We start from the raw sequence: 25,774 nt of genomic DNA, 5'->3' as shown, positions 1-25,774 counted from the left end.
GTTGCAAGGACAAATCCTGTCCGGTCACGGCCGCGCAGCGCGCCCCTGACTGACTCCAAAGGATAGGCGCCCGCCAGCCGTGCAGCCAGGCGGCGCTCGGAACAAGATTCAGCTTCAAACCGAGCGTTTTTGGTCGCCATTCCGTGGGAGCGGCCGGTTCGAAACAAACCGTTGACGTTAACAGCTCCTTAACGCCGCCCGATCAAAGATCGGGAGGCGTGGGCGAGGGCGCTTCGCGCTTGGTATGGCTGGGGTCCCGAGAAGACGTTTCGAGATGGCGCGAACGGCTGCCGCTGGAACATGGTCGCTAGGCCGCGCCTGGGCGCGGACCGCGCGTCTGTGCCTGCTTGCCGCCGGCCTTGCGCTCACAACCCTTACATATCCGACCGCGGTGCGCGCCGAAGACCCGGTGCCCGGTGAGGCGACATTCTCTGCCGCGAACGGCTATGCCCGGCTGGTACTGAAGCTGAAGGAGGATGTCGAGTCGGAGGTCACGACCGCCGGTTCGATCATCGTGATCCGCTTCAAACGTCCGGTCGATATCCCCGTCGAGAAACTGCAGGATGCGGTGCCCGATTATGTCGGGGCCGCCCGCCGCGATCCCGACGGCTCGGCGATCCGCCTGTCACTCGCGCGTCGCGTCAGCATCAACACCATGACCGCCGGCGAGCGCATCTTCATCGACTTCCTGCCCGACAGCTGGACTGGCCCGCCGCCGTCGCTGCCGCAGGAGGTGATCCGCGAGCTTGCCGAGCGCGCCCGCGCCGCCGAGCGCCTGCTGCGCATGCAGCGCGCCGCCGACGCCGCCAGGAAGAAGCCGCCGGTGCGCGTTCGCGCGCTGGTGCAGCCCACCTTCGTCCGCTTTGTGTTCGAGGTGCCCGACGGGGTCAGTGTCTCCTCGGTGCTGAACGAGCAGAAGTTGACGCTGTCGTTCAATTCGGTCCTGACCTTCGACCTTGCCGATGCCAAGGTCGCCGCCCCACCAAATGTCGCGTCGATCAGCGCGCGCGCCGACGCGGACACGTCGGCAGTCGACGTGTCGCTGATTGGCGATGTCGACGTGCATTCGTTCCGCGACGAGAAGAACTACATCGTCGACGTGGCCTTCCAACAGAACGAGCAGCAGGCCGCAAAGCCCTCGCTGAGTTCGTTGTTGCCGACGCCGCGCGCCAAACCGAAAGGCGCCGCGGCGATCGCGCCGGCGACATCGGAAAGCATCGCCCAGCAGGCCAGGATCGAGATCAAGCCCGAACAGTCCAAAGCCGAGCCGGTGAAATCCGAACCGGCGAGGTCCGAGTCTGCCAAATCCGAACCTGCCGAGTCCGAGCCGCAGCGCTCCGAGCCGCTTAAATCCGAGCAAGCCACGGGCGAGCAGCCGGCGGCTGCGCCGGCCAAAACGGAGCAGCCCCGATCGGAACTGTCCGATCCGGAGCTGCCGAAAATCGCGGCCGCACCTGCGGCGAGCGCCGAGAACGCTGCTGCGCCGACCCCGCCGCACGAGGGCGGTGCCGCGGCGGAACAGAACCCGGCACCCGTGATCGACGCGCCGAAGCCGGTGCCCGCTGTCGCGGCCGCCGCGCCGGCGATGGAAGCGCCGAAGGCCGCTGCGGCGCCATCGCCGCGTGCTGCCGAGGCCCGTGCCGTCGGCAAGCCCGCGGTCGAAGCCCAGCGCGACAGCGACGGCTTGCGCGTGACGTTCTCATTCCCCGGCGCGACGCCGGCGGCGCTGTTCCGCCGCGCCGACACGGTTTGGATGGTGTTTGACACCGCTGAGGCAATCGATGTCGATCCGGTGCGCGCCGAGGCCGGCTCGCTGATATCGGATGTCAGCCGGATCGCGCTGGACAAGGGCCAGGCGGTGCGGTTCCGCCTCAACCGGCCGCAGATGCCGTCGCTTGAAAGCGACGACCGCTCGCGCGGCGTGAGCTGGACGCTGACCTTTGCCGACCGCGTGCAGAAGCCGCCATTGCCGCTCACCGTGGTGCGCAACATCTCGGAGCCCTCGCTCGCCAATGTCAGCGTGCCGCTCGCCAATCCCGGCCAGCTGCACAGACTGGTCGATCCCGACGCCGGTGATACGCTCTGGGTGGTGACCGCGCCGCCGCCGACCCGCGGCGTCATCAAGCGGCAGGATTTCGTCGAGCTGTCGCTGCTGGAATCGATTCACGGCGTCGTGGTTCATCCGAACGCGGACGACGTCAAGGCCGAGGTCGGCGCCGACAAGGTGATGCTGGGCCGGCCCGGCGGCCTGACGCTGTCATCGGCCGACGTCGCCGCCGAGCGCGCGACCGCGGCGGTGAAGCCGTTGTTCGAACCGGACGAGTGGCGCAAGAACCAGTCGGAGACGTTCCTCAAGCAGCTCGACGGCCTGATTGCGGCGGCCGCGTCGGCCAATGCCGAGCAGTTGCCGCAGGCACGGCTCGATCTCGCCGACTTCTACATGGCGCGCGGCATGTACCAGGAAGCCCATGGTGTCGCCAATCTGATCCTGTCCGAGAGCAAGCGCGGCAGCGAGACGGCGCCGGTGGTGATGGTGCACGCGGTCGCCAGCATCCTGATCGGACACCCGGCGCAGGGCCTGAAGGATCTCGCCAATCCGGTGATCGGCAACGGCTACGATTCCCAATTGTGGAAGGGGCTCGCTTTCGCCCGCGAGGGCAAATGGGCCGAGGCGCGTGAGAAGTTCAAGAACGCCGAATTCGCGGTGGCGACGCTGCCGCCCGATTTGCAGCGCATCGTCACCATGGACTCGATGAAGGCCTCGCTCGAGGTCAAGGATTACGCCGGCGCCGCGCGACGCAAGAGCGATCTCGACGTGGTCGGCGTTCCCGGCGAGCTCAAGCCCGCGGTTGCGGTGCTGCGCGGCCGGCTCGCCGAGGCCCTCGGCCAGGAGAAGGATGCGCTCGACGCCTATCGCTTCGCCGCCAATTCGGCCGATCGCCAGGCTGCCGCCGAAGGCAGGTTGCTGGAGACGCTGCTCAAGCAGAAACGCGGCGAGATCGGCCGCGACGACGTGCTGAAGGAGCTCGAACTGCTGTCGATGCTGTGGCGGGGCGACAATATCGAGCTGAAGACGCTGTATGTGCTGTCGAAGATCTACGCCGAGACGGCGCGCTATGCCGACGCCTTCGCAGTGACGCGTGCCGCGACCCGGCTGCAGCCGAATGCGCCGGAATCGCGCCAGGCGCAGGATGCCGCCTCGGCCTTGTTCGTGCAGCTCTACCTTGGCCCCAGGGGCGACGAGATGTCGCCGATCGATGCGCTCGGCACCTTCTACGAATATCGCGAACTGACGCCGATCGGCCGCCGCGGCGACGAGATGATCCGCCGTCTCGCCGACCGCCTGGTCGGTGTCGATCTGCTCGACCAGGCCGCCGACCTCTTGCAATACCAGGTCGACAAGCGGCTCGAAGGCGCGGCCCGCGCCCAGGTCGCGGCGCGCCTTGCGATGGTCTATCTGATGAATCGCAAGCCCGACCGTGCCATTGCCGCGCTGCGCTCGACCCGGATCGCGGATCTCTCCGGCGAACTGCGCCAGCAGCGGCTGCTGCTCGAGGCGCGCGCGCAGAGCGACGTCGGCCGGCACGATCTCGCGCTCGACATCATCTCGAACATCACCGGCCGCGAGGCAATCCGGCTGCGCTCCGACATCTATTGGGCGTCGCGGCACTGGCGCGAGGCCTCCGAGCAGATCGAGCTCTATTATGGCGACCGCTGGCGCGACTTCACCCCGCTCAACCCGGGCGAGAAGGCCGATATCATCCGCGCCGTGGTCGGCTACGCGCTTGCCGAGGACGCCATCGGGCTGTCCCGGTTCCGCGAGAAATACGCGCCGCTGATGTCCGGCGATGCCGACAAGCTCGCCTTCGACTCGGCCAGCAAGCCGGTCGCGACCTCCAGCGCCGAATTCGCCCAGATCGCGCGAATGGCATCCAGCGTCGACACGCTCGACGGCTTCATCCGCGAGATGAAGACCCGCTTCCCCGACGCCACCGCCCGCGCGCCATTGCCCGATCCGGCCGCGACCGGATCGGTGACTGACAAGCCAATGGCCGCGCCGGTGAGCGCGCTGCCGGCGATCAAGGGCGAGCGCCGCGCCAGCGCGGCGCAGTAGCAGCGCAGAGTCTCACGGCCCAGCAGACACCCACGCGGTCGAAATGGTCCCGGTGGCGTCGAGCGCGATCCGCCAATGCGAGGCGCCGTTGGCATGTCGCACACTGTAGACATCCTCGCCCTGCGCGCCGACGCCGAGGAAACGTGTGGACTCGATCGCGCCGAGGTCGGCGAGGAAAGGCTGCAGGTGTGGCAATTGCTCGCGGGTCGCTGCGGCGAGCGCGGGGGTCATGTCCGCATAGTCGGGCTGTCCCGATGCGACCCCCTCGATCAGGCGGCGGAGTGCGGCCTCGGTTCCGGGAGCCGGCGACTGGTTCTTCACACGCTCCGCGGTGCGACCCGCAATCTGCTTCGGCCTTGCAGCGTCGATGCGCGGCATCGGCTTGTCGCCATTTTGATGCAGGATCAGTGACGTCGCCTGACCGTCAGCCGCGATGACAAAGCTGATCTGCGCGTCGACCTCCCTGGCGAAAAACTCGGTCTGGCTTTCCGCAAAGAACGCTACGGCACGCTGCCCGGTGAGCTGTACAGCCAGGTGGAGATCCTCGCGCATCACACTGAGGACGGCCTGCTCGCTAAGCTGGTAGAAGCCGGCATAGCGGTCGAGCACCGCCGGAGCGACTGCGATCTCCTGCCGCACCGCGTCCGGCGGCGATTGCTGAGCGGGAGCCGGCACGTCGGCAGATCCGCCGGCGGCCTGGATCCGCGCCGCCAACGTGTTCCAGTCGCGCTGGCCGAACAGTTTGGCGATGAGCTCCAGGCTGTCGCTGTGGGTGAGGGGGATCGATTTGGCGCCGAGCGCTTCGCGCAGCGTCTGCGCCATGGTTTTGGCATCACGAAAGTCACGCATGGGATCAACCTTTGCATCGACGAACGGAGAGCGTCAGGGGCTTGCGTTGCTGACCCGTTCGTGCGGGCAAAGGAAGCCTGAACACGGCTTGATACATTCACCGTCCCCGGGGGGGCGGGGTGCAAGCGGCGGGTGGTATCGACACTGCCAAATGTTCGCCGGGGACGAGCATTTTGTCAATTGCAACTGGTTGTGATCGCACGCGTGGTCTCGACATCCTGCCGTCAAATCGGCAACCATGGCGCCGGTTGCAAAGCGCCGGGAGGACGTCGTTACATGAGCAAGCCGATCAAGACCGAAGCCGAACTCATTGCGATGGCGCGGGCCGAGTTGAAGGCCCATGCCGACTGCCCCGACGGCATCGACATCTCGGTGCTGCGCGACGGCGACAGCTGGGAGTTTCGCGCCAGCGCCGATGACGCCACGGTGGCGAGGCCGGTTATCCCGAATGCGTCGCGATGCTGGTGCAGATTGGCGACCACCTCAGCAAGCAGTATGACGTGAAGGAGTAACGGCGGCCGCGAAGCGCGGGGGATCGATGGACCGCATCGACGCCATGAAAGTGTTCGTCGCGGCGGTCGACGAGGGCAGCCTTGCCGGTGCCGGGCGGAAACTGCGGCGATCGCCGGCGGCGGTCAGCCGGGCGATCGCGTTTCTTGAGCATCATGTCGGCGCCGAGCTGTTGCATCGCACGACACGCTCGCTGAAACTGAGCGACGCCGGCCAGCGCTATGCGGCGGCGTGTCGGCGCATTCTCACCGAGCTCGAGGAAGCCGACATCTCGGCGGGCGGCGAGCGGTCGGTGCCGCGCGGCACGCTGACCGTCACCGCGCCTGTCGTCGTCGGCGAGGACGTGCTGCGGCCGGTGCTCGATGCTTTCATGGCGGACTATCCGGCGGTGTCGGTGCGGCTCGTGATGCTCGATCGTACCGTCAATCTGATCGACGAGGGGATCGACGTCGCGCTGCGCATCGCCCATCTCACCGATTCCAATTTCATCGCGATCAAGCTCGGCGAGGTACGCCGCGTGGTCGCGGCATCGCCCGGCTATCTCGCGCAGCATCCGCTGATCAGCGAGCCGGCGGATCTGGCGAAGCACCAGATCATCGCCATGACGCATTTCGGGCTCGACTCCTGGAGCTTCCCGCCGGCCGCGAAGTCGAAGATCGCGCGCGCGGTCCAGTTCACGCCGCGGCTGGTCGTCAACACGGTGCGCGCGGCAGTGGCCTCGGCCAGCGGAGGACACGGCGTCACCCGGCTGTTCTCGTATCACATCGCCGATGAAATCCGCGACGGGCGGCTGCGGATATTGCTTGCCAAAGACGAGCATCCGCCGTTGCCGGTGCATCTTTTGGCGCCGCAGGGCCGCTTCGACGTGCCCAAGGTGCGCGCCTTCGTCGATTTCGCGACGCCGCGGCTGAAGCGCTATTTCGAGCGGCTGTCGCGCGAGGCCAGCAAGGCCGGCGCGAAAGCCCGATGACGTCAGTCGTTCGCGCCGCGGAAGAGTGTTTGCCGAATAGCGGGCATTCGCGCGGAAAGCGGATGTATCTAGCTTCCCCTCCATCGAAGCGGCGCTGGGTCGCTTCAGCAACAGATGGAGAGAGATCATGGGTGCAGAGCAGAAGGTTGCCATCATCACCGGTGCGTCGCAGGGCCTCGGTGAGGCCATCGTCAAGGGCTATCGCGACCGCAACTGGCGCGTGATCGCCAATTCCCGCAGCATCAAGCCGTCGACCGACAGCGACGTTCTAACCGTCGCCGGCGACATCGGCGACCCCGAAGTCGCCGACCGCATCGTCAAGCAGGCGCTCGGGCGCTTCGGCCGCATCGACACGCTGGTCAACAACGCCGGCATCTTCCTGGCGAAGCCCTTCACCGACTACACCGACCAGGACTACGCGCAGGTGCTGGCGACCAATCTCAACGGCTTCTTCTACATCACCCGGCGCGTTGCCAGGGAGATGGAGAAGCAGGGATCCGGGCACATCGTGCAGATCACGACCAGCCTCGTCGACCACGCCAACAGCAACGTTCCCTCGGTGCTGGCCTCGCTGACCAAGGGCGGCCTGAACGCCGCCACCAAGTCGCTCGCCATCGAATATGCCGCCAAGGGCATCCGCGTGAACGCGGTCTCGCCCGGTGTGATCAGGACACCGATGCACGCGCCCGCGACGCACGATTTCCTCGCCAGGCAGCATCCGGTCGGACGCATGGGTGAAGCCAAGGACATCGTCGATGCCGTGCTGTTCCTGGAGAATTCGGGCTTCGTCACCGGCGAGATCCTGCATGTCGACGGCGGCCAGAGCGCCGGCCACTAGCGAACACGATGGAGCGTGCCATGCCTATCGTCACCATCCAGGTCACGCGTGAGGGGACGGCGCCGGGTGCGTCGTCCACCACGCCGGAGCAAAAAGCCGCACTGATCAAGGGCGCCAGCGAGCTGCTGCGCGACGTGCTCGGCAAGCCCATGGAATCGACCTTCGTCATCATCGAGGAAGTCGACACCGACAATTGGGGCTGGGGCGGACTGCCCGCGCTCGACTATCGCAAGAAGCTCGCTGCTTCTGCGGCGGCATCGTCCCGCTGACGGCTTTCATCACATCGAACCGCGCACCTCTCCCGATCGGGAGAGGTGCGCTGCGATCGCCGTGAACGATTGCTGCGATCGCAACTAATCATTTTTCACGAACGGCCGGAGCGCCTACTGCGATGTCCATGTCAGCCAATGTCGATCATCACAGCCGCCATCATCACGCCGAGCGGCACCGGGATGCAGGCGGGCCGCTGTGGCTGTCCGCGGCCGCGGGGCTCTGCGCCTCGCTGGTCGGACTCGGACTGGCGCGCTTCGCGTATACGCCGCTGATCCCGGCTTTGATCGCCGCAAAGTGGTTCACGCCGGCGGATGCGGTCTATCTCGGTGCCGCCAACCTTGCCGGCTATCTCGCCGGCGCGTTGATCGCCCACGATCTCGGCGCGCGCATCGGTTCGGTGCGGGCGCTGCGCGGCATGATGGTGCTGGCCGCCATCACCTGCTTTGCCTGCGCGGTGCCGATCTCCTTCATCTGGTTCTTCGGTTTCCGCTTTCTCGCCGGCGTCAGCGGCGGCGTGATCATGGTGCTGGCGGCAACGGCAATCCTGCCGCATACCGCGCCGAGCAAGCGCGGCCTGGTCGGCGGCGTGATCTTTGCCGGCGTTGGCCTCGGTGTCGCCGCATCAGGAACGCTGGTGCCGCTGTTGCTGCAGCAGGGCGTCAAGCAGGCCTGGTACGGCCTTGGCGTGCTGTCGGCGGTGCTGACACTGATCAGCTGGAAGGCGTGGCCCGCCGAAGCTCCTGCCGCGCGTAACGTGGCGGAGCAGCCCGTCGCGTCGCATGGCGTGCGCTCGCCGCTGGTGATCGCGCTGTGCCTGGAATACGGCCTCAACGCGCTGGCGCTGGTGCCGCATATGGTGTTCCTGGTCGATTTCGTCGCGCGCGGGCTCGGGCAGGGGATTGCGGCGGGATCCCAATACTGGGTGCTGTACGGTATCGGCGCCGTGGTCGGACCGTTGCTCACGGGACACCTCGCCGATCGCGCCGGCTTCGCCGCGGCGCTGCGCGCGGCGTTCCTGATCGAGGCCGCTGCGGTCGCGCTGCCCGCCGTGACGAATTCGCCCGCCGCACTGATCGTGTCGAGCCTGATCGTCGGCGGCTTCACGCCCGGCATTGTGCCGCTGGTGATCGGCCGCATCCACGAGCTGATCCCGCATTCCGCGGCGAGCCAGCGCTCGGCCTGGGCGCGGGCCACCACGACCTTCGCGCTGTTCCAGGCGGCGGGCGCCTACGGCCTGTCGTATCTGTTCGCGCACAGCGGCGGCGACTATGCGCTGCTGTTCGTGATCGGCGCGGCCGGTGTGACTGCCGCGCTGGCGATTGAATTGCTTGGCGTCGTCGGACGGCGGCACAAGTCCGGCTAGCCGCGCAGCGATTTCGTGAGCACGGCGACGAGGCGGTCGACATCGGCCTCGTCGTTGAAGACGTGCGGCGAGATCCGCATCCGGCCGAGCCGCAGCGCGACATGGATGTTCTCTGCGGCGAGGCGCGCGATCAGTTCCTTCGGGATGCCGCCTGCCATGCCGAGGCTCAGGATATGCGGCGCGCGCACGCTGCGCGCCGGCACGTCGAGGCCGAGGTCACGCACGCCGCCCGCGATCCGCTCGTTGAGTATCCCGAGCCGCGCGCTGACGGCAGCGGCGCCCCATTCCGCCATCATCTCCATGCCGATCGAGGCCATCTCCAGCGTGATGAAATGATCGCGCTCGCCCATGTCGTAACGCGTGGCGTTGTCGACATAGGCGAGATCGCCGAAATAGACCGGGTTCTCGGAATTGACGTTGCGGCGGCCGCTGGAGGTCTGCTCCAGCGGCACGCCGTTCTGGTGGCGTTTTGCAATGTAGAGGAAGGCGCGCCCGTAGGGGCCGATCAGCCATTTGTAGGTCGGAAACATCACTGCGTCAGGGTCGAGTCTTGTCACGTCCATCGCCACGACGCCCGCGCTTTGCGTCGCGTCGATCACGAACATCGCGCCCTGCTGACGCAACGCGGCCTGCACCTTGTCGACGTCGATCATGCTGCCGTCCGACCAGTGCACCGAGGAGATCGAGGCGAGGCCGACCGGCGGCGCGCCTGGCCGCTCGATCGTCGCTGATACGGCCGATGTCCAGTCGCCATCGGCGGGCTGGCGCACGGTGTCGACGACAAAACCCTGCGCCTCGGCACGGGCGTGCCATTCCAGCACCGGCGAGGAATGGTCGTTTTCCAGCACGATGACGCGGGTGCCACGCGGAATGCTCAGTGCTTTCGCCACCGTCGCGACGCCGTAGCTGATCGCGGGGATCAGCGCGACATCGTCCGGTGCGGCATTGATCAGGCGGGCCGCCGCGCTACGGGCGCGCTCATGCTGGCGGCTAGCGAAGCCGGGATCGATCGTCCAGGGCTGGCCCTTGCGTCCCACCGCCGCGCGGCCGGCGTCGAGCGTCTTGAGCGGCAGCGGGCTGTAGGACGCCGAATTCAGGTAGCAGACCTCGCGTGGAATCTCGAACAGATGGCGCTGGGAGGGAAGCATGTCGTCTCGTTGCTGGCATTTGCGGATAATAGCGTGACGCGGAAGAGCGCGCGCTCAGCCGTCATACTGGTCCGGCCCCATCGCCCATGGCGCCTGGTCGTAGCCGTTGGCGAAGGTGCGGTTGGTCTGCGCCGGATTGCGGTTGACCAGGGGCCGCAGATACATCGGGTGGGTGGCGCTGCGCACCTCGTGCTCGACGGTGAACAGATGCCGGCCGTCGACGGGATCGACGATGTCGCAAAAGCGGTACTGGTATTGATTGTCTTCGCGGGAGATCAGATTGCGTTCGCGCAGCCGCTGGTAGGGGCCCGAGAAGTCCGTGATGTAGATCTGGATGTGATGGCCGTCGAATTCGCCCGGCGCCGCGTCGCTCTCGCGGAATTGCAGATACTGATCCTTGCCGACTTTTGCCCGCGCGACTGTGCCGTCGCCGTTCACCACGCTGGCGGGGATGCCCATGATCTCCGGATAGAACCGGCTGATCGCCTCAGCCGTGCCGCGCGGCACCTCGAACTCGACATAGGGCATCCCGAGCGCGATGCGCCCGAACCGTTCGGCGTCCGGCTCAAAGCAGCGCAGGCGGTTGCCCCAGGGGCAGATGGCCTCGACGTGATCGTTGCGCTCGCGATAGCTGAACGCGGTGCCTTCGAGCTTGGGTGCGACCGCGGCGAGCCGTTGCAGCAGGGCCTGCCGCCCGGCGATCACGATGCCGGTGTGGCCGCGCAGTACCTGCGGCCGGCCGCTCGGCAGATGGAACTGGCTGCGGCCGACATTGACCCACATGTTGCTGTCGGAGACCATCAGATAGGGATCGCGGGTCAGCCCGATGCCCGCGACGTAGAACAGCGTGGCGAGGCGCTGGTCGGGTACCTGCACGTTGACATGTTCGAGATGAATGGAGTTGCCGAGGTCTTCTGCGGCGCGGTCGAATGGCTGCTGCACGGCGCGGCTCCCTGGATGCGGTGCCGCGCATGATAGTGCAACGGTGTGGCCGATCCAGCTGACCGGCCATGAATGTTTCGCAGGGCTACCCCCCGTAACTCTGCACCAGGCTGCCGGCGACCAGGGCCCAGCCGTCGACCAGCACGAAGAAGATCAGCTTGAACGGCAGCGAGACCACCACCGGCGGCAGCATCATCATGCCCATCGACATCAGGACCGAGGCGACCACGAGGTCGATGATCAAAAACGGCAGGAACAGCAGGAAGCCGATCTCGAAGGCGCGTTTCAGCTCGGAGATCATGAAGGCCGGCACCAGGATGCGCAGCGACATCTCCTCCGGCGTCGCCGGCGGCGGCTCGCCGGAGAGGTCCATGAACAGCTTCAGATCCTTCTCGCGGACGTTCTTCTGCATGAAGCCGCGCAAGGGGACCGAGGCGCGCTGCAGCGCGTCCTCGACGCCGATCTGGTTGGCGACCAGCGGCTTGATGCCGTCGTCATAGGATTTCTGCAGCACCGGCCCCATCACGAAGGCGGTGAGGAACATCGCGAGCGCGATCATCACCGAGTTCGGCGGCGCGGTGGCGGTGCCGAGCGCAGTGCGCAGCAGCGACAGCACGACCACGATGCGCGTGAACGACGTCATCATGATCAGGATCGACGGCGCGATCGACAGCACCGTGAGCAGCGCGATCAGCTGGATCGCGCGCTCGGTGACGCCGCCATTGCCGCCGCCGAGATTGATGCTGATATCCTGCGCCATCGCCGGATCAGCGAGGGATCCGGCGGCGATCAGGACAGCGATGAAAAAAACTCTACGCGGGACTACCCTTGGCCTCACGAAGGATTCTTCGGTCGGCCGAGCAGCGAGGCCATCTCGTCCTCGAGATTCTCGAACCCGCTCTTCTGTCCGCCGGCGGGCGGGGCGGGCGGCTCGCTGCGCTGCGGGCGCACCGGCGGCGCCTCAGGCGCAACCGGCGGCGCGACGGTCTCGCCGGCGCCGGTCGGGCGGCGCAGCGCCGCTTCGAGCCGTTGCGCCATCTCGGCGAGATTGGCGTCGGCGTTCGATGGAGGCGGCGCGGCCGAAGGCGCTTGCGTCGCGGCCGGCGGCGGTGCCTGGGGAGGCGGTGGCGGCGTCACGGCGCGCTCGGTTGTGCGCAGCGGTGGCGGCGCCTTCGGCGGCTCGGCGGCGCGCGGCGGGCGCGGGACCACCGGCTCGGAGCGCGGCGGCAGGCGTGGCGGCATCGGATCGGGCCGCGGCTCGCCGCGTTCGGGCGTGAAGCCCGCGAGCGGATCGCTGCGACGCTCTGCGAGCGGCGGCGGGGGCCGGCGCAGCTCGTCGGCGAAGGAGGGCCGCGCCTGACGCGGCGGCAGCTCCGGCTCGGGAAGCTCGAAATTGTCGGAGCGGGCGGCTTCGCTCTCGTTCCAGGCTGCGTCCGGAAGCGGCGCCACACGCGGCGGCGCTGCATCGGCCGCGACCGCGGGGCGGGTCGACATTTGATCGCGCGCGGGCATCGCGCGGACGATATTCGGCTCGACGACGATATCGGTGGGGCCGCCGATCATCAGGAGATGCTCGATATTGTCGCGGCGGACCAGCACCAGGCGGCGCCGCCCGTCGACGGCGGCAGCGTCGATCACCGCCAGGCGCGGCATGCGTCCTCGGTTGGCGTTGGCCCCGAGGCGGTTTCCGGCGAAGCGGCGGACGAGCCATGCGGTCACGCCGATCAGCGCCAGCACGACAACGAATGCCAAGACGAATGTAATGACCTGCATATTGGAGTCCCCGGCCATCTTGGCCATCCTCAGCTTTCGCCATCAACGGGCGCGGATTGACAGGTGCGGTTTGCGCAGCGAATCGCGCCCGAGATTCGCCTTATTTCTTAATTCCCAGCGGCTTGCAGCCCACTGTTCTATTAATAAACCAAGAATCGCTTGTCCCAAAACGACTTCTCAGCGCCCCGCACTGTCTTGGTTTATGCTGGTTAACGCAGCATTCGTGGCGAAAATGCGCTCGCAGGCCGCAGTTGCGGCGTTCTCCACGGATCCGTCCGGCATTTTAACCACCCGTTAACCATACACCGGGCAAATTCTGCCTACCTCGGAAGAGCCCAGAGGTTAACGGAGCCGCGGCGATGGCCATGAACGATCTCCCGATCCTGTCGGCGTTGCGCACCAAGATGCAGTGGCACCAGGAGCGCCAGCGGGTGCTCGCCGAGAACATTTCCAATTCCGACACGCCGAGCTTCCGGCCGCGCGACCTGGTCGAGCCGAAGTTCGACCGGGCCGGCGCCACGGTCGGCGGCGGCGTGGGCACGCTGCCGATGATGCAGACCAGCGCCACCCACATGGCGGCGTCCGGGGCGCCCGACAGCTTCGACAACGATCGCGGCAAGAGCGGGTTCCAGACCCGTCCGGCCGGCAACGCGGTCAATCTCGAGGAGCAGATGCTGAAAGTGTCGGCCAACCAGATGGACTATGCGGCCGTCACCTCGCTCTACAGCCGTAGCCTGCATCTGCTGAAAACCGCAATCGGCAAGGGCTAGAGCAAGAATTAGCCCGCCTGACGACGGCAGGAGGATCCCATGGCAGATGGAACAAGCGATTTCGCCCGCTCGATGAGCATCGCGACCTCAGGCCTGCGGGCGCAGGCGGGGCGCATGCGGGTGATCTCGGAAAATATCGCCAATGCCGATTCGACGGCGCAGACCGCGGGCGGCGACCCCTACCGCCGCAAGGTGCCGACCTTCTCCTCCACGCTCGATCGCACGCTCGACGCCCAGGTCGTGGCGCTGGGCCGGATCCGCCCCGACCAGTCTTCGTTCCGTGTCAAGCACGAGCCGGGCAATCCGGCGGCGGACGCCTCGGGCAACGTCAAATATCCGAACGTCAATGCGATGGTCGAAATGACCGACATGCGCGACGCCCAGCGCTCCTACGAGGCCAACCTCAACATCATCAGCGCGACGCGGCGGATGATCCAGCGCACGCTCGACATCCTCAAGTCCTGACGCAACAAGAACAGGGAACCTAAATCATGGCTTCACCGACAGTCGCCGCCAACGCCTACGCCAACCTCGCCAAGATGATGGAGCGCGGCGGCGCCGAGAAGGCCGGGCAGGCCGTCGCCGGCCCATCGTTCAGCGCGCTGCTGAAGGACTCCGTCGGCAGCGTCCTGGAGGCGGGCAAGAAGTCCGACGCGCAGACCATGGCGATGGCCTCGGGCAAGGCGAACGTGATGGACGTGGTGACGGCGGTCGCCGACACCGACGTTGCGGTGTCGACGCTGGTTTCGGTGCGCGACCGCGTGATCCAGGCCTATGAAGACATCATGAAGATGCCGATCTGACGTCGCTTGCGACGTCATCCCGGGGCGATGCGCAGCATCGAGCCTCAGATGTGCAATTGCACATCAAAGATCTCGAGGTTCCGGGTCCGATGCGTTGCATCGCCCCGGAACGACGGTGCAAACAACTGACAGCGAGAACTCAACAATGACCGGCCCCGAAACCCTCGACGTCGCGCGCGATGCGATCTGGACCATCGTGGTGGTGTCTTCGCCCCTGATGGTGGTCGGCCTCGTGGTCGGCGTCGTGGTGTCGCTGTTCCAGGCGCTGACGCAGATCCAGGAACAGACCCTGATTTTCGTGCCGAAGATCCTCGCGATCTTCGTCACATTGCTGCTGGCGCTGCCGTTCATGGCGGACTCGCTCTCCAGCCACATGATGCGGATTTCATCGCGAATCATCGGCGGTTGATGCACTAATGCCGCGGTCATGCGCATCGATGTCTCCCTGGTGCCGGCGCTGGCCGCGATCTTCGTGCTGGTCTTCGCGCGCGTGGGCGCGATGGTGATGCTGCTGCCCGGTTTCGGCGAGAGCAACATCCCGGCGCGGGTCAAGCTGTCGATCGCGCTGTTGCTGACGCTGATCATCCTTCCCCTGCATCGCAACGCCTATCATGTCGACCTGACGTCGATCTCGTCGCTCGGCGTCCTGATGGTGCATGAGCTCATCATCGGCATCGTGCTCGGTGCGACCGCGCGGGTGACGCTGTCGGCGCTCAACGTCGCGGGCTCCGTGATCGCGCAGCAGCTCGGCCTCGGCTTCGTCACCGCGGTCGATCCGACCCAGGGGCAGCAGGGCCAGATCATCGGCAACTTCCTCACGATCCTCGGCCTCACGCTGCTGTTTGCGACCGACAGCCACTATCTCGTCATTGCGGCGCTGAGCGAGAGCTACCGCATCTTCTCGCCGGGCGAGATCATGCCGACCGGCGATGTCGCCGCACTTGCGACCTCGGCCTTCTCCGCCGCCTTCAAGATCGGCCTGCAGCTGTCCGCGCCGTTCCTGGTGTTCGGCCTGGTCTTCAACATCGGGCTTGGCGTGCTGGCGCGGCTGATGCCGCAGATGCAGGTCTATTTCGTCGGCGTGCCGCTCTCGATCATGGTCGGGTTCCTGATCTTCGGCGTCGTGCTCGCCGCGATGATGAACACCTATCTCGACTATTTCCTCGGCGTCATGCGCCAGCTCGCTCCGATGAATTAGGGGGAGAAGAAGTGGCGGACGATACCGAAGACAAAACAGAAGACCCTACGCAAAAACGTCTCGATGAAGCCCTCGAGAAAGGTGACGTCGCTAAGAGCCAGGAGGTCAACACCTGGTTCGTGATCGCCGGCGGCACCTTGGTGCTGTCGACCTTCTCGGGCTCGATCGGCAGCGGCATCTTGATGCCGCTGCGCAACCTGATCGCCAATTCATGGATGATCCGCACCGACGGCGCCGGCCTGCTGGCGCTGACACAGTCGCTCGGCTACGCGGTGGTCGCCGCGATCGGCGTGCCGTTCCTGTTGCTGGCGCTGGCCGCGATCGCGGGCAACATGGTGCAGCATCAGCTGGTGTGGTCGGGCGAGCAGCTGAAGCCGAAATTCTCCAAGATCTCGCCGGCTGCCGGCTTCAAGCGGCTGTTCGGCAAGCAGGCGGTGGCGAATTTCCTGAAGGGCCTGTTCAAGCTGATCGCGCTCGGCGCCGTGATGGTCGCGGTGCTGTGGCCCGATCGGATGCGGATGGAATCCTTCCTGCGGGTCGATCCGGCCGAGCTGCTGCCCGCCATCACCGGCATGACGGTGCACCTGTTGGCGGCGGTGGTGGCCATCCTCGCTGCGGTCGCGATCGCCGATTACTTCTTCCAGTACCGGACCTGGTACGAGCGTCACAAGATGTCGCTGCAGGAGATGAAGGAGGAGTTCAAGCAGTCGGAGGGCGACCCGCACGTCAAGGGCAGGATCAAGCAATTGCGGGTCCAGCGCGCCAAGAAGCGCATGATGGCCCAGGTTCCGAAGGCCTCAGTGATCATCACCAACCCGACCCACTATTCGGTGGCGCTGGCCTACGACCGCAGCATGTCGGCGCCGATCTGCGTCGCCAAGGGCGTCGACATCATCGCGTTCAAGATCCGCGAGATCGCCAAGGAGCACGACATTCCGATCGTGGAGAACGTGCCGCTGGCCCGGGCGCTCTATGCGACGGTCGAGATCGACCGGGAGATCCCGGTCGAGCACTATCACGCGGTTGCCGAAATCATCGGTTACGTGATGCGGCTGAGGCGCGGCCTGTCCGGCCTGCGTCAGTAAGGGGCGGAAAACCCGCTTGAAATGCGCGTAACTTGCGAAATTGACACCTGATGGACTTGCGTTTTCGGGTCCGATTCAGGCACTCAGGGGCGAGGTGGCCGGCCGGTCGCCTTCGTGATGCAGACGAGCCATGTCTCTCCAGATGACCGCCGATAGCAACGATCCTTCCGTGACCGAGCCGTTCGTGGCCCACGGGCCAGCGCGGCGGAACGGCAGCATCCTGCTGGTGGTCCTGATTGCCGCCGGCATCGTCGCGGTGGCGGTCTGGCTGATGACCATCGGCCGCAGCCAGGCGCAGCCCTATATCCTCGGCGTGCTGGCGCTGCTCGCCACCGTCGGGCTGTTCAACCTGTTCGCCCTTGCCGCCGGCATCATCCGCTTCTCCGACCGCGCCACCGATGATCCGGTGATGGCGCGGATCGCCGACCAAGCCCAGGAAGGGCTCGTCGTCACCGACTCCCGCGGCCACGTGGTCTATTCCAACGCCGCCTATCTCACGCTGACCGGCGCGGCCGGGCCGCAGGACGTCCGTCCGGTCGAGCGCGTCTTCATCGGCAACCCCGACGTCTCCGAGGCGGTGTTCCGCCTTTTGAAGGCTGCCCGCGAGGGCAAGCGGCAGCAGGAGGAGGTCCGCGTCGCCGGCCACGAGGCCGGCCTGGGCCGCTGGCTGCGCCTGCGGGTCCGCCCGCTCGGTGAGGGCAAGCGCGATGCGAAATACGCAGTTTGGTCGATCGCCGACGTCACCCGCGACCGCGAGCGCCAGGAAGACGTGTTCCAGGAGCTGCGGCACGCGATCGAATATCTCGATCACGCGCCATGCGGTTTCTTCTCGGTCAATCCGGCCGGCGAGATCGCCTATGTCAACGCCACGCTGGCCAACTGGCTGGATTACGATCTGGCCGAGATCGGCTCGGGCGGCCTGAAACTGACCGACATCGTTTCTGGCGACGGCGCGGCGCTGTTGACTTCGATTGCGGCGGTGCCGGGCGAGGTCAAGACCGAGGTGTTCGACATCGACCTGCGGATGCGCGGCGGCAAGACCGTGCCGGTGCGGCTCTATCACAAGCTCGCCTTCGGCGCCGACGGCGCGGCGGGCGCCTCGCGCACGCTGGTGATCAGCCGCGCCCGCGACGAGCATTCCGATCCGGAGCGCGCCGCCGAAGTGCGCTTCATGCGCTTCTTCGACCATACGCCGATGGCGATCGCGACCGTCGATCGCGGCGGCAATGTGGTCGGCGCCAATGCGCGCTATGCCAAGCTGGCGCAGGGCCTGAACGGCGACGGCGGCGCCGCCAAGTCGATCTTCCGCGCCGTCAATCCGCGCGACCGCGGCCTGCTGATCGCCGCGATCAACCAGGCGGCCGAGGGCCAGGGTGACATCGCGCCGGTCGAGGTGATGCTCGACGGGCCCAAGGAGCGCTTTGCCCAGTTCTTCGTCACCACCGTCGAGAAGGACGAGCGCGACGCCGAGACCGCGATCGTCTACATGCTCGAGACCACCGAGCGGCGTGCGCTGGAAAACCAGATCAACCAGTCGCAGAAGATGGAGATGGTCGGCCAGCTCGCCGGCGGAATCGCGCACGACTTCAACAACGTGCTGTCGGCCATCATGATGGCCAACGACTTCCTGCTGAACGCGCACAAGCCGACCGACCCGTCGTTCCAGGACATCATGCAGATCAAGCAGAACGCCACCCGCGCCGCGACGCTGGTGCGGCAGCTGCTCGCATTCTCGCGCCGCCAGACGCTGCGGCCGCAGGTGCTCGATCTCGGCGATGCATTGAGCGACCTCACCATGCTGCTGCGCCGGCTGATCGGCGAGAAGGTCAAGCTCGACCTCGTGCATGGCCGCGACCTGTGGCCGGTGAAGGTCGACGTCTCGCAGTTCGAGCAGGTGGTGGTCAATCTCGCGGTCAACGCGCGCGATGCGATGCCCGACGGCGGCAAGCTGATCATCCGCACCGCCAATGTGCCGACCGAGGAGGCCGCCCAGCTCGCCAACAAGGGCATGCCGGCGGCGGACTATGTGAAGATCGAGATCGCCGACACCGGCACCGGCATTCCGGCCGAGATCATCGACAAGATTTTCGAGCCGTTCTTCTCGACCAAGGAAGTCGGCAAGGGAACCGGCCTCGGCCTGTCCACGGTCTACGGCATCGTCAAGCAGACCGGCGGCTTCGTCTATGTCGATTCCGTGCCGGGCGGCGGCACCACGTTCCGGATCTATCTGCCGCGGCATCGCCAGGAGCAGGAGGTCGCGCCCGAGGCCCAGGTTGGCAACGGTGCGGCCAGGGAAACCGCCGTGGAAGCCGCCAAGCCGAAGCCCGATCTCACGGGGCAGGGCACCATCCTGCTGGTGGAGGACGAGGACGGCCTGCGCTCGCTCAATGCGCGCGGCCTGCGCTCGCGCGGCTACAGCGTGATCGAGGCGGCGAACGGCGTCGAGGCGCTGGAGGCGTTCGAGGAGAAGAACGGCGCCGTCGATCTCGTCGTCTCCGACGTCGTGATGCCGGAGATGGACGGCCCGACGCTGCTGAAGGAAATGCGCAGCCGCAACGCAGAGCTGAAGATCATCTTCGTCTCAGGCTATGCCGAGGACGCGTTCGAGAAGAGCCTGCCGGAGAACCAGCAGTTCGCGTTCCTGCCGAAGCCCTTCACGTTGACGCAGCTGGTCGCCGCGGTGAAGGAAACCATGACGGCGAACTAGCCGCGCGGCGGTGCGCGCTGCGGATTCACCTGTTCCTGGGAGCTGGCGGGCGGGTGCTGTTCCGGTTGAACCTCGGCCGCATCTCGGGCTAGGACGCGCTGTCGCAGCCACAACGACCATAGTGTCACATCTCCGCGACCGAGCGCCGCAGCCGCGGTTCCCGTTTCCCGCTTCACTTTTAACCGGCCCTGCCCATCTTAGGGGCGTTTCCCCATGCCGGGGAATCCTTTGAGGAAACCAACATGAATTTCTCGCAACGCACGCGTGGAATTGTTCGGGCGATCGCCGTCGCGATGGCGCTGGCGCTGCCCGTGATGATGACCGTTTCGGCGGCCGACGCCCGCGTTGGCGGCGGCGGCTCGCGCGGCTCGCGGACATTCTCCGCGCCGCCCTCGACCAACACGGCGCCGGGCTCGGTTGCGCCGATGAACCGGACCTTCAGCCAGCCTGGTAGCCCGAACATGGGCTCGCCGGCGGCGGCGAATTCCGGCGGCCTGTTCGGTCGCGGCGGAATGGGCCGCGGCCTGCTCGGCGGCCTGGCCGCGGGCTTCCTTGGCGCCGGCCTGTTCGGCATGCTGTTCGGCGGCGGGCTGTTCTCGGGTCTCGGCGGCCTGTCGTCGATGCTCGGCCTCCTGCTGCAGATCGGCCTGATCGTGCTCGTGGTTCGCCTTGCGATGTCGTGGTGGCAGCGCCGCAACACGCCGGCAGCCGCCTATGCGGGTGGCCCCGACGTCGGCCCCGGTCCGCAGGCGAACGCCCGCTCGGGCTTCGGCTTCGGCCTCGGCGGCGGATCGAATGCGCCGGTCGAGATCGCGCCTGGCGACTACGAGACGTTCGAACGCCTGCTCGGCGACATCCAGACCGCGTGGTCGAACGAGGACATCGCGAAGCTGCACACGCTCGCGACGCCGGAGATGGTGTCGTACTTCTCGAAGGATCTCGAGGAGAACAAGGCGCGCAACGTCACCAACAAGGTGACCAATGTGAAGCTGCTGCAGGGCGATCTCGCGGAAGCCTGGCGCGAAGGCGACAGCGAGTATGCGACGGTCGCGATGCGCTACTCGCTGGTCGACACCGTGCTCGAACGCGGCACCGGCCGTCAGGTCGGCGGCAGCACGCAGCCGGAGGAGGTCACGGAGGTCTGGACCTTCGTGCGCCAGCGCGGCGGCAATTGGGAGCTTTCGGCGATCCAGCAGACCAACTGATCGATTGCCGGAGATGACAGATACAAGGCGCCGCGGCTTGGTCCGCGGCGCCTTTGTTTTGCGCGTTCATTCACACGTCGCGGCGCCGGAATATCTGGACAGGCCGCGGGTTGATCTCAGCGGACCATAACAACCATCGGGAGGATTGAGATGAAGATCATGGCGCAGATCGCGGTTCCGGCCTGTCTTGCGTTCGTCGTCGTGGCCGCGCCGCCGGCGGCGGCGCAGACCGCCGACACCAGCTTCTTCCTGACCAGCAACGGCATCGGCAACGGCGGCAATCTCGGCGGCCTCGCCGGCGCCGACAATCATTGCCAGACGCTGGCGCAGGCCGCCGGCTTCGGTGCGCCGAAGACCTGGCGCGCCTATCTTTCGACCCAGGCGGCCGACGGTAAGGCAGCGGAGAATGCGCGCGATCGCATCGGCAAGGGACCTTGGAAGAATGTGAAGGGCGTCGTGGTCGCCAAGGACGTCGCCGACCTGCACAGCGCCGGCAACAACCTCACCAAGCAGACCGCGCTGTCCGAGAAGGGCGAGGTCGTCAACGGTGCCGCCGACACGCCGAACCGCCACGACGTGCTGACGGGATCGCAGGCAGACGGTACGGCGTTTGCGGCCGGCGAGGACCGTACCTGCAAGAACTGGACAAGCAGTACGCAAGGCGCCGCCATGCTTGGGCATTTCGACCGCAAGGGCCTGCGCGACGACGAGCCGTCGAAATCCTGGAACACGTCGCATCCCTCGCGCGGCCCGGACGGCGGCTGCTCGCAGGCCGACCTGAAGAGCACCGGCGGCGACGGCTTGCTGTACTGCTTCGCGGCGAATTGAGGGAGATAACGAACAGAGAATGAGCGGCGGTCGTCCGGTGCCGCCGCTCTTGTCTCAAGCGATCGCTCAGCTCTTCTTGCGCTTCACGGTTTTCTTAACCGTCTTCTTTGCGGTCTTCTTTTTCTTCGCGGTTTTCTTCTTCGCCGCGAAATAGGCTTCGACCTTCTTCGAGGAATGTCCGACCGCTCCGACCGCGGTCTTGAGCCGGGCAGGGGTCACCTTGAACTTCTTCGACCAGTAGCGGACCTCGTAGGGCTCGCTGATCGCGATGCGCGCGCGGTCGGCGGCCTTGTGGCGCTGCTCCTTGAAATAGGCTTCCACCTTCTTGGCGGAATGCCCGACCTTCTTGACGGCAGCTTTCAGCTTCGCCGGCGTGACCTTGAACTTCTTGGACCAGTACGCAACTTCGTAGGACTCGCTCAACGCGATCAGAGCGCGATCTGCCGCGCCCCGCTTGTTCTTGCTATCCGCCATAAGATGATCCTTCATCGAAGATTCGACGTTGGAACCTTAGCAGCCTCTGTGCGGTTCGCACAGGCAGCGGTGCGCGATGGACGATCTGACCGCGGCGTGGCTACGGCCGAGCTGAAGCGAAGCGATGCGGCGAAGTTTTCGGAGGTAAGTGCATGCACTATCAGCTTTACTACTGGCCGATGATCCAGGGCCGCGGCGAATATGTCCGTCTCGCGCTCGAGGATGCCGGCGCTGGCTACACCGATGTCGCGCGGGCTAAGGGCGGCACGGGCGCCATGATGAAGATGATGGAGGCACACAAGGGCACGCCGCCCTTCGCGCCGCCCTTTCTCAAGGCCGGCAGTCTCGTGATCGGGCAGACCGCCAACATCCTGCTCTATCTCGGCGTGCGCCACGGCCTCGCGCCGAAGGCGGAGGGCGGAAAGCTCTGGGTGCACCAGCTGCAGCTGACGATCGCGGACTTCGTGCTGGAGATCCACGATACCCATCATCCGCTCGGGCCGTCGCTGTATTACGAGGACCAGAAGGCTCCGGCGAAGAAGCGCACCGAGGAGTTCTGGGATTCGCGGGTGCCGAAATATCTCGGCTATTTCGATGACCTCGTGCGAGCCAACCGCGGTGCGTTCGTCACCGGCCGCCGGCTGACCTACGCCGACCTGTCGCTGTTCCAGATCGTGGAAGGCCTGCGCTACGCGTTTCCGAAGCGGATGGCGGCGTTCGAGAAGACCGTCCCGCGGCTGATCGCGCTGCGCGATCGCGTCGCCGAGCGGCCGAACATCAAGGCGTATCTGGCCAGCGAGCGGCGGATTCCATTCAACGAAGAGGGCATTTTCCGACGATACAAGGCGCTGGATTTGTAGGCCTGGTCATTCCGGGGCGCGAAGCGAACCCGGAATTTCGCGCCACAATCTCTGGATTCCGGGTTCACGCTCCGCGTGCCCCGGAATGACGGAAGGCTACCGGTTCCTTCCATCCACCGGCGTCATCGCGATCTTCGACAGATCGATGCCATCGATGCAGCTGACATTCAGCGCCACGATGTCGGTGCCGTCCGGCTTCTTGCCGCGCGCGAACACGTCGACGCCGCAATCGACGCAAAGCTGATGGCGGATCGCATGGCGGTTGAAGAGATATTCCTTGAGGTTCTCGGCGCCGGCGCGAAGCTGGAAGCTCGACGGCGGCATGAACACGAAGTGCAGGCCCTTCTTGGTGCAGATCGAGCAGTTGCAAGCCGTCACCATGGCCATATCGGTGGTGCATTCGAAGCGGACCTGTCCGCAATGGCAACCGCCGGTGTAGGTCTTGCTCTCCGCCATGATGATCCCTCACCACAGCCCGGGCACGAGGCGGTAGCGCACCCGTGCCGCATAATCGGCGTAGCCTGACAATCCCGTCACCAGCGTGCGCTCTTCGATCCGGGTGCGGATCGCGAACATCACGAAGAACACCGGCACGAAGGCGAGGCCCCACCAGGAGCCGAGCGTCAGCGGCACTCCGATGAAGAACAGCATCACGCTCGTATACATCGGATGGCGGACCAGTGCGTAGGGACCGGTCGAGATGACGTGATGGTCGCGCTCGGTCTGCACCTTCACGACCGGCGCGGCGAACGAGTTGGTGCGGAACACCCAGAGGATCAGCACGGTCGACAACAGGTACAGCGCAAGGCCGAGCACGATCAGCGGTACGCCGTCATTGACGCCGTCAAAGCGCCGGTCGAGCCCCATCGCGACGAACCACAGCACGGCAACGACCAGGAACACCAGCATGAACCGCTTGTCCTCGGTGGGCTGGCCTTCACGCGCGGTGAGGCGCATGCGCTCGGCCAGCAGCCCGGGATCGACCTTGGCAAGCCACAGTCCGCAGGCCGGGCCGATCAGGGCCGAGGCGATCAGATAGGCCCATGCGCCGGGCCAATGCAGCGTACCTGCGAAGGCAAACAGCAGCACGGCCATGGCGATGACGAAGAAGGTATTCTGCAGAAGGAGCTTTGCGATCATGAGCGGCTCCGCGCGATTCCAGTCGATATTATCGCACCCTTTTCCCGGCAAACATGCGACCGCAGCGATCAACTTTCGGAGCAGGCGGGACGTTCCTGCGTCGCGACTGTATTGACAGCCATATAAGCGACCGCTTATATATCTTTATGCCCGCCGCCGCGCAGCTGACCGATGTGTTGAAGACCCTCGCGGACCCGACGCGGCGGGCGGTGTTCGAGCGGATTGCGCGGGAAGGCGAGATCGCCGCGACCGGCCTGGTGCAGGGTTCAAAGGTGTCGCAGCCGGCGGTGTCGCAGCATCTGCGCGCGCTGCGCGATGCCGGGCTGGTCGCCGAGCGGCGCGAGGGCCGGCATATCCATTATCGCATCGCGCCGAAGGGGCTCGGCCCGCTGATCGACTGGCTCGGCCACTACGAGACGTTCTGGGCCGAGCGCTTCGCAAACCTGGAACGGCTGTTGAAGGAGAGTGAGTGATGGGTGAGACGCACGCGATCACGGTCGAGAAGGTGCTGCCCTACGCGGCCGAGAAGATCTGGCGGACGCTGACGACGAGCGATCGGATCACGAAATGGCTGATGCCGAACGATTTCGTGCCGGCCGTTGGCCATCGCTTCAATTTCCACACCAAGCCGATGGGCGACTGGGACGGTGTCGTGCATTGCGAGGTGCTGGATTGCGATCCGCCGCGTCTGTTGCGCTACTCCTGGAAGGGCGGCGCTGATACCAATCCGCAATACGGCTCGAGGCTCGATACGATCGTCACCTGGACGCTGACGCCGGTCGAAGGCGGCACCCATCTGCGGATGGTGCATGACGGCTTCGTGCTGCCGGGCAACCGCTTCGCCTTCGACATGATGAGCCCGGGATGGGGCAGGGTGCTCGACGCCATCGCGCGCCTTACCAGCGAAGGCTGATCACTCGTTGTTGCCGCGACGAACCGTGATCGAGGCATCGGTCTTGTTGCGGGTGCATTCGAGATTGAGGCGGCGATAGCGCATCGTGATGGTGTTGCCGCGCAGGATGCCCATGCGCTTCAGGCAGCGCGAGGTGCCGGTGACGGCGTCGTCCTTCGGCACGGTGAAGATCAGCGCCGTGGCGGAGCCGACCAGGTTGAAGAACTCCGGCTTCATCTTGCGATCGGTCTTGGCGTAGAGCTCGATCGAATAATCCTTGCCGCGGCAGCCGAGCGACAATTCCTTCGCCGCCGGGTGCGTGAGATAGGTGACGTTGGCGGCGCTGAAATTCACCTTCAGCCCGTCGATCTGGCCGGCGAGCTGCTTGGCGATGTCCACGCAGGGATCGGCATGCGCAGGCGCTGCGACGAAAACCGTCGCCAGCGCGATCAGCGCGGCCGGCAGAGTGGAGCGGATGCTCAAAGGCAAGCGTCGGCGCAACGATGCTGTCACGAAATACCCCCCGCGGTATGAAAATACGCGAAGCTACATGCAGGCTCCCGCGGAGCGCGTCAATATGGCCGCGTCAGGACGAGCACTTGCCGTCCTGCGCCCTGGAAGCCCCGGCCGCTCGGCGCTCGCAATCATTGCCATAGGTCTTGCCGTCGCAGCCGCATACGGGCTTGAAGATCTTGTTGCAGATCGTCGGCCGGAACGCGCAGGTGCCGGTCTGGTCGAAGCGGCCGCAGGTCCCGGGCTTGAACTGGCAGAACTGGCCGCGACTGCCGCATTGCAGGCCGGCAAGGCCGCCGCACGGCTTGCCGAGGCGGGCGGCATCGGCGCCGGTCGGGACCGCGATCAGCAAGGCGAGCGCCGCGAACCAGACGAAGAGCGCTGTCTTCATGAAGGTCTCCTGATGATTTCCGGATAGTTTCCTTGGCCGTTTCGCGGCTTGCCGGCGTTGTGGCAACCTGGGATTACGATGTCATGAAGCATAGCACGTGGATTGCCGGTCTCGCGCATGGCTGGAAG

Annotated in this window: 27 protein-coding genes and 1 pseudogene; 18 read left to right on the top strand and 10 right to left on the bottom strand. The window is 66.0% G+C overall.

Going from position 1 to position 25,774, the window contains the following annotated elements; all coding sequences use genetic code 11:
- The first annotated feature begins 274 nt into the window (after nucleotides 1–274).
- The gene (locus E2I15_RS16995; protein WP_137480109.1) at nucleotides 275–4,114 is read left to right on the top strand and encodes a tetratricopeptide repeat protein; all 3,840 of its coding nucleotides are present in this window, start codon (nucleotides 275–277) and stop codon (nucleotides 4,112–4,114) included.
- A 12-nt stretch (nucleotides 4,115–4,126) separates the two neighbouring features.
- Here the strand turns inward: E2I15_RS16995 and E2I15_RS16990 are convergent, their stop codons facing one another.
- Nucleotides 4,127–4,936: a glyoxalase superfamily protein gene (locus tag E2I15_RS16990; protein ID WP_422109856.1), complete on the bottom strand. Its 810-nt coding sequence runs from the start codon at nucleotides 4,934–4,936 to the stop codon at nucleotides 4,127–4,129.
- 303 nt (nucleotides 4,937–5,239) lie between these two features.
- Here E2I15_RS16990 and E2I15_RS16985 point away from each other — a divergent pair.
- The 5 genes and pseudogenes from E2I15_RS16985 (at nucleotide 5,240) to E2I15_RS16965 (ending at nucleotide 8,917) form a co-directional block, all read left to right on the top strand.
- Nucleotides 5,240–5,475 (top strand): annotated as a pseudogene (locus E2I15_RS16985) (hypothetical protein).
- A 26-nt stretch (nucleotides 5,476–5,501) separates the two neighbouring features.
- Entirely contained in the window at nucleotides 5,502–6,443 is a 942-nt protein-coding gene (locus E2I15_RS16980; protein WP_137480107.1) for a LysR family transcriptional regulator, read from the top strand.
- A 127-nt stretch (nucleotides 6,444–6,570) separates the two neighbouring features.
- Nucleotides 6,571–7,281 (top strand): SDR family NAD(P)-dependent oxidoreductase, encoded by a 711-nt coding sequence (locus E2I15_RS16975; RefSeq protein WP_137480106.1) that lies wholly within the window; start codon nucleotides 6,571–6,573, stop codon nucleotides 7,279–7,281.
- Nucleotides 7,282–7,301: 20 nt separating this feature from the next.
- Nucleotides 7,302–7,550, top strand: coding sequence for a tautomerase family protein (locus E2I15_RS16970; RefSeq protein WP_137480105.1), 249 nt, complete (start codon nucleotides 7,302–7,304; stop codon nucleotides 7,548–7,550).
- Nucleotides 7,551–7,672: 122 nt separating this feature from the next.
- Nucleotides 7,673–8,917 (top strand): YbfB/YjiJ family MFS transporter, encoded by a 1,245-nt coding sequence (locus E2I15_RS16965; RefSeq protein WP_246668189.1) that lies wholly within the window; start codon nucleotides 7,673–7,675, stop codon nucleotides 8,915–8,917.
- Here the strand turns inward: E2I15_RS16965 and E2I15_RS16960 are convergent.
- The 4 genes from E2I15_RS16960 to E2I15_RS16945 form a co-directional block, all read right to left on the bottom strand.
- Nucleotides 8,914–10,065, bottom strand: a complete 1,152-nt coding sequence (locus E2I15_RS16960; RefSeq protein WP_137480104.1) for an aminotransferase class V-fold PLP-dependent enzyme — start codon at nucleotides 10,063–10,065, stop codon at nucleotides 8,914–8,916. The two genes, E2I15_RS16965 and E2I15_RS16960, sit on opposite strands and share 4 nt — an antisense overlap.
- A 54-nt stretch (nucleotides 10,066–10,119) precedes the next feature.
- Nucleotides 10,120–11,007 carry a hypothetical protein gene (locus E2I15_RS16955; RefSeq protein WP_137480103.1) on the bottom strand — a complete coding sequence of 296 codons (888 nt, stop codon included), beginning with the start codon at nucleotides 11,005–11,007 and terminating at the stop codon, nucleotides 10,120–10,122.
- Nucleotides 11,008–11,092: 85 nt separating this feature from the next.
- Nucleotides 11,093–11,845: a flagellar type III secretion system pore protein FliP gene (fliP, locus tag E2I15_RS16950; RefSeq protein WP_137480102.1), complete on the bottom strand. Its 753-nt coding sequence runs from the start codon at nucleotides 11,843–11,845 to the stop codon at nucleotides 11,093–11,095.
- Nucleotides 11,842–12,780 carry a flagellar biosynthetic protein FliO gene (locus E2I15_RS16945; RefSeq protein WP_246668188.1) on the bottom strand — a complete coding sequence of 313 codons (939 nt, stop codon included), beginning with the start codon at nucleotides 12,778–12,780 and terminating at the stop codon, nucleotides 11,842–11,844. The genes fliP and E2I15_RS16945 overlap by 4 nt, the downstream gene beginning before the upstream one ends.
- Before the next feature lie 359 nt (nucleotides 12,781–13,139).
- Here E2I15_RS16945 and flgB point away from each other — a divergent pair, with 359 nt between their 5' ends.
- The 9 genes from flgB to E2I15_RS16900 all read left to right on the top strand — a co-directional run bounded on the left by flgB (nucleotide 13,140) and on the right by E2I15_RS16900 (nucleotide 21,376).
- Complete coding sequence (gene flgB, locus E2I15_RS16940) at nucleotides 13,140–13,550, top strand: flagellar basal body rod protein FlgB (RefSeq protein ID WP_016844763.1); 411 nt, start codon at nucleotides 13,140–13,142, stop codon at nucleotides 13,548–13,550.
- A 39-nt stretch (nucleotides 13,551–13,589) separates the two neighbouring features.
- Nucleotides 13,590–14,015 carry a flagellar basal body rod protein FlgC gene (gene flgC / locus E2I15_RS16935; protein ID WP_018272466.1) on the top strand — a complete coding sequence of 142 codons (426 nt, stop codon included), beginning with the start codon at nucleotides 13,590–13,592 and terminating at the stop codon, nucleotides 14,013–14,015.
- 26 nt (nucleotides 14,016–14,041) lie between these two features.
- Nucleotides 14,042–14,353 (top strand): flagellar hook-basal body complex protein FliE, encoded by a 312-nt coding sequence (fliE, locus tag E2I15_RS16930; RefSeq protein ID WP_016844765.1) that lies wholly within the window; start codon nucleotides 14,042–14,044, stop codon nucleotides 14,351–14,353.
- Between the two features lie 145 nt (nucleotides 14,354–14,498).
- Nucleotides 14,499–14,762, top strand: a complete 264-nt coding sequence (gene fliQ, locus E2I15_RS16925; RefSeq protein ID WP_016844766.1) for a flagellar biosynthesis protein FliQ — start codon at nucleotides 14,499–14,501, stop codon at nucleotides 14,760–14,762.
- Nucleotides 14,763–14,780: 18 nt separating this feature from the next.
- A complete protein-coding gene (gene fliR / locus E2I15_RS16920) occupies nucleotides 14,781–15,551 on the top strand; it encodes a flagellar biosynthetic protein FliR (RefSeq protein ID WP_137480100.1) in 771 nt (256 codons plus the stop codon).
- A gap of 11 nt (nucleotides 15,552–15,562) precedes the next feature.
- Nucleotides 15,563–16,636, top strand: a complete 1,074-nt coding sequence (flhB, locus tag E2I15_RS16915) for a flagellar biosynthesis protein FlhB (RefSeq protein ID WP_137480099.1) — start codon at nucleotides 15,563–15,565, stop codon at nucleotides 16,634–16,636.
- A gap of 142 nt (nucleotides 16,637–16,778) precedes the next feature.
- Entirely contained in the window at nucleotides 16,779–19,343 is a 2,565-nt protein-coding gene (cckA, locus tag E2I15_RS16910) for a cell cycle histidine kinase CckA (RefSeq protein WP_137480274.1), read from the top strand.
- 242 nt (nucleotides 19,344–19,585) lie between these two features.
- Nucleotides 19,586–20,548, top strand: a complete 963-nt coding sequence (locus E2I15_RS16905) for a Tim44 domain-containing protein (protein WP_137480098.1) — start codon at nucleotides 19,586–19,588, stop codon at nucleotides 20,546–20,548.
- Nucleotides 20,549–20,698: 150 nt separating this feature from the next.
- Complete coding sequence (locus tag E2I15_RS16900) at nucleotides 20,699–21,376, top strand: lectin (protein ID WP_137480097.1); 678 nt, start codon at nucleotides 20,699–20,701, stop codon at nucleotides 21,374–21,376.
- Nucleotides 21,377–21,442: 66 nt separating this feature from the next.
- Here the strand turns inward: E2I15_RS16900 and E2I15_RS16895 are convergent, their stop codons facing one another.
- Entirely contained in the window at nucleotides 21,443–21,850 is a 408-nt protein-coding gene (locus E2I15_RS16895; RefSeq protein ID WP_137480096.1) for a DUF3606 domain-containing protein, read from the bottom strand.
- Between the two features lie 152 nt (nucleotides 21,851–22,002).
- Between E2I15_RS16895 and E2I15_RS16890 the strand changes: the two genes are divergently transcribed.
- On the top strand, nucleotides 22,003–22,710 hold the full coding sequence (locus E2I15_RS16890) for a glutathione S-transferase (RefSeq protein ID WP_137480095.1): 708 nt from the start codon (nucleotides 22,003–22,005) through the stop codon (nucleotides 22,708–22,710).
- 96 nt (nucleotides 22,711–22,806) lie between these two features.
- Here the strand turns inward: E2I15_RS16890 and E2I15_RS16885 are convergent, their stop codons facing one another.
- Nucleotides 22,807–23,166, bottom strand: coding sequence for a GFA family protein (locus E2I15_RS16885; RefSeq protein WP_137480094.1), 360 nt, complete (start codon nucleotides 23,164–23,166; stop codon nucleotides 22,807–22,809).
- A 9-nt stretch (nucleotides 23,167–23,175) separates the two neighbouring features.
- Nucleotides 23,176–23,850 carry a methyltransferase family protein gene (locus E2I15_RS16880; RefSeq protein WP_137480093.1) on the bottom strand — a complete coding sequence of 225 codons (675 nt, stop codon included), beginning with the start codon at nucleotides 23,848–23,850 and terminating at the stop codon, nucleotides 23,176–23,178.
- Nucleotides 23,851–23,996: 146 nt separating this feature from the next.
- On the opposite strand from E2I15_RS16880, the gene E2I15_RS16875 reads away from it, so the two are divergent.
- Together E2I15_RS16875 and E2I15_RS16870 are read left to right on the top strand one after the other, a co-directional pair.
- On the top strand, nucleotides 23,997–24,323 hold the full coding sequence (locus E2I15_RS16875; RefSeq protein WP_137480092.1) for an ArsR/SmtB family transcription factor: 327 nt from the start codon (nucleotides 23,997–23,999) through the stop codon (nucleotides 24,321–24,323).
- Complete coding sequence (locus E2I15_RS16870) at nucleotides 24,323–24,763, top strand: SRPBCC family protein (protein WP_137480091.1); 441 nt, start codon at nucleotides 24,323–24,325, stop codon at nucleotides 24,761–24,763. The genes E2I15_RS16875 and E2I15_RS16870 overlap by 1 nt, the downstream gene beginning before the upstream one ends.
- On the opposite strand, the gene E2I15_RS16865 is transcribed toward E2I15_RS16870, so the two are convergent.
- The gene (locus E2I15_RS16865) at nucleotides 24,764–25,225 is read right to left on the bottom strand and encodes a hypothetical protein (protein ID WP_137480090.1); all 462 of its coding nucleotides are present in this window, start codon (nucleotides 25,223–25,225) and stop codon (nucleotides 24,764–24,766) included.
- Between the two features lie 103 nt (nucleotides 25,226–25,328).
- A complete protein-coding gene (locus E2I15_RS16860; RefSeq protein WP_137480089.1) occupies nucleotides 25,329–25,646 on the bottom strand; it encodes a Kazal-type serine protease inhibitor family protein in 318 nt (105 codons plus the stop codon).
- Between the last annotated feature and the right edge of the window lie 128 nt (nucleotides 25,647–25,774).

Source organism: Bradyrhizobium sp. BR2003, from assembly GCF_009720285.1.
GTDB classification, from domain to species: Bacteria; Pseudomonadota; Alphaproteobacteria; order Rhizobiales; family Xanthobacteraceae; genus Bradyrhizobium; species Bradyrhizobium elkanii.
Note: the sequence above shows the minus strand (reverse complement) of the source record. Positions and strands in the feature narration are given on the sequence as shown.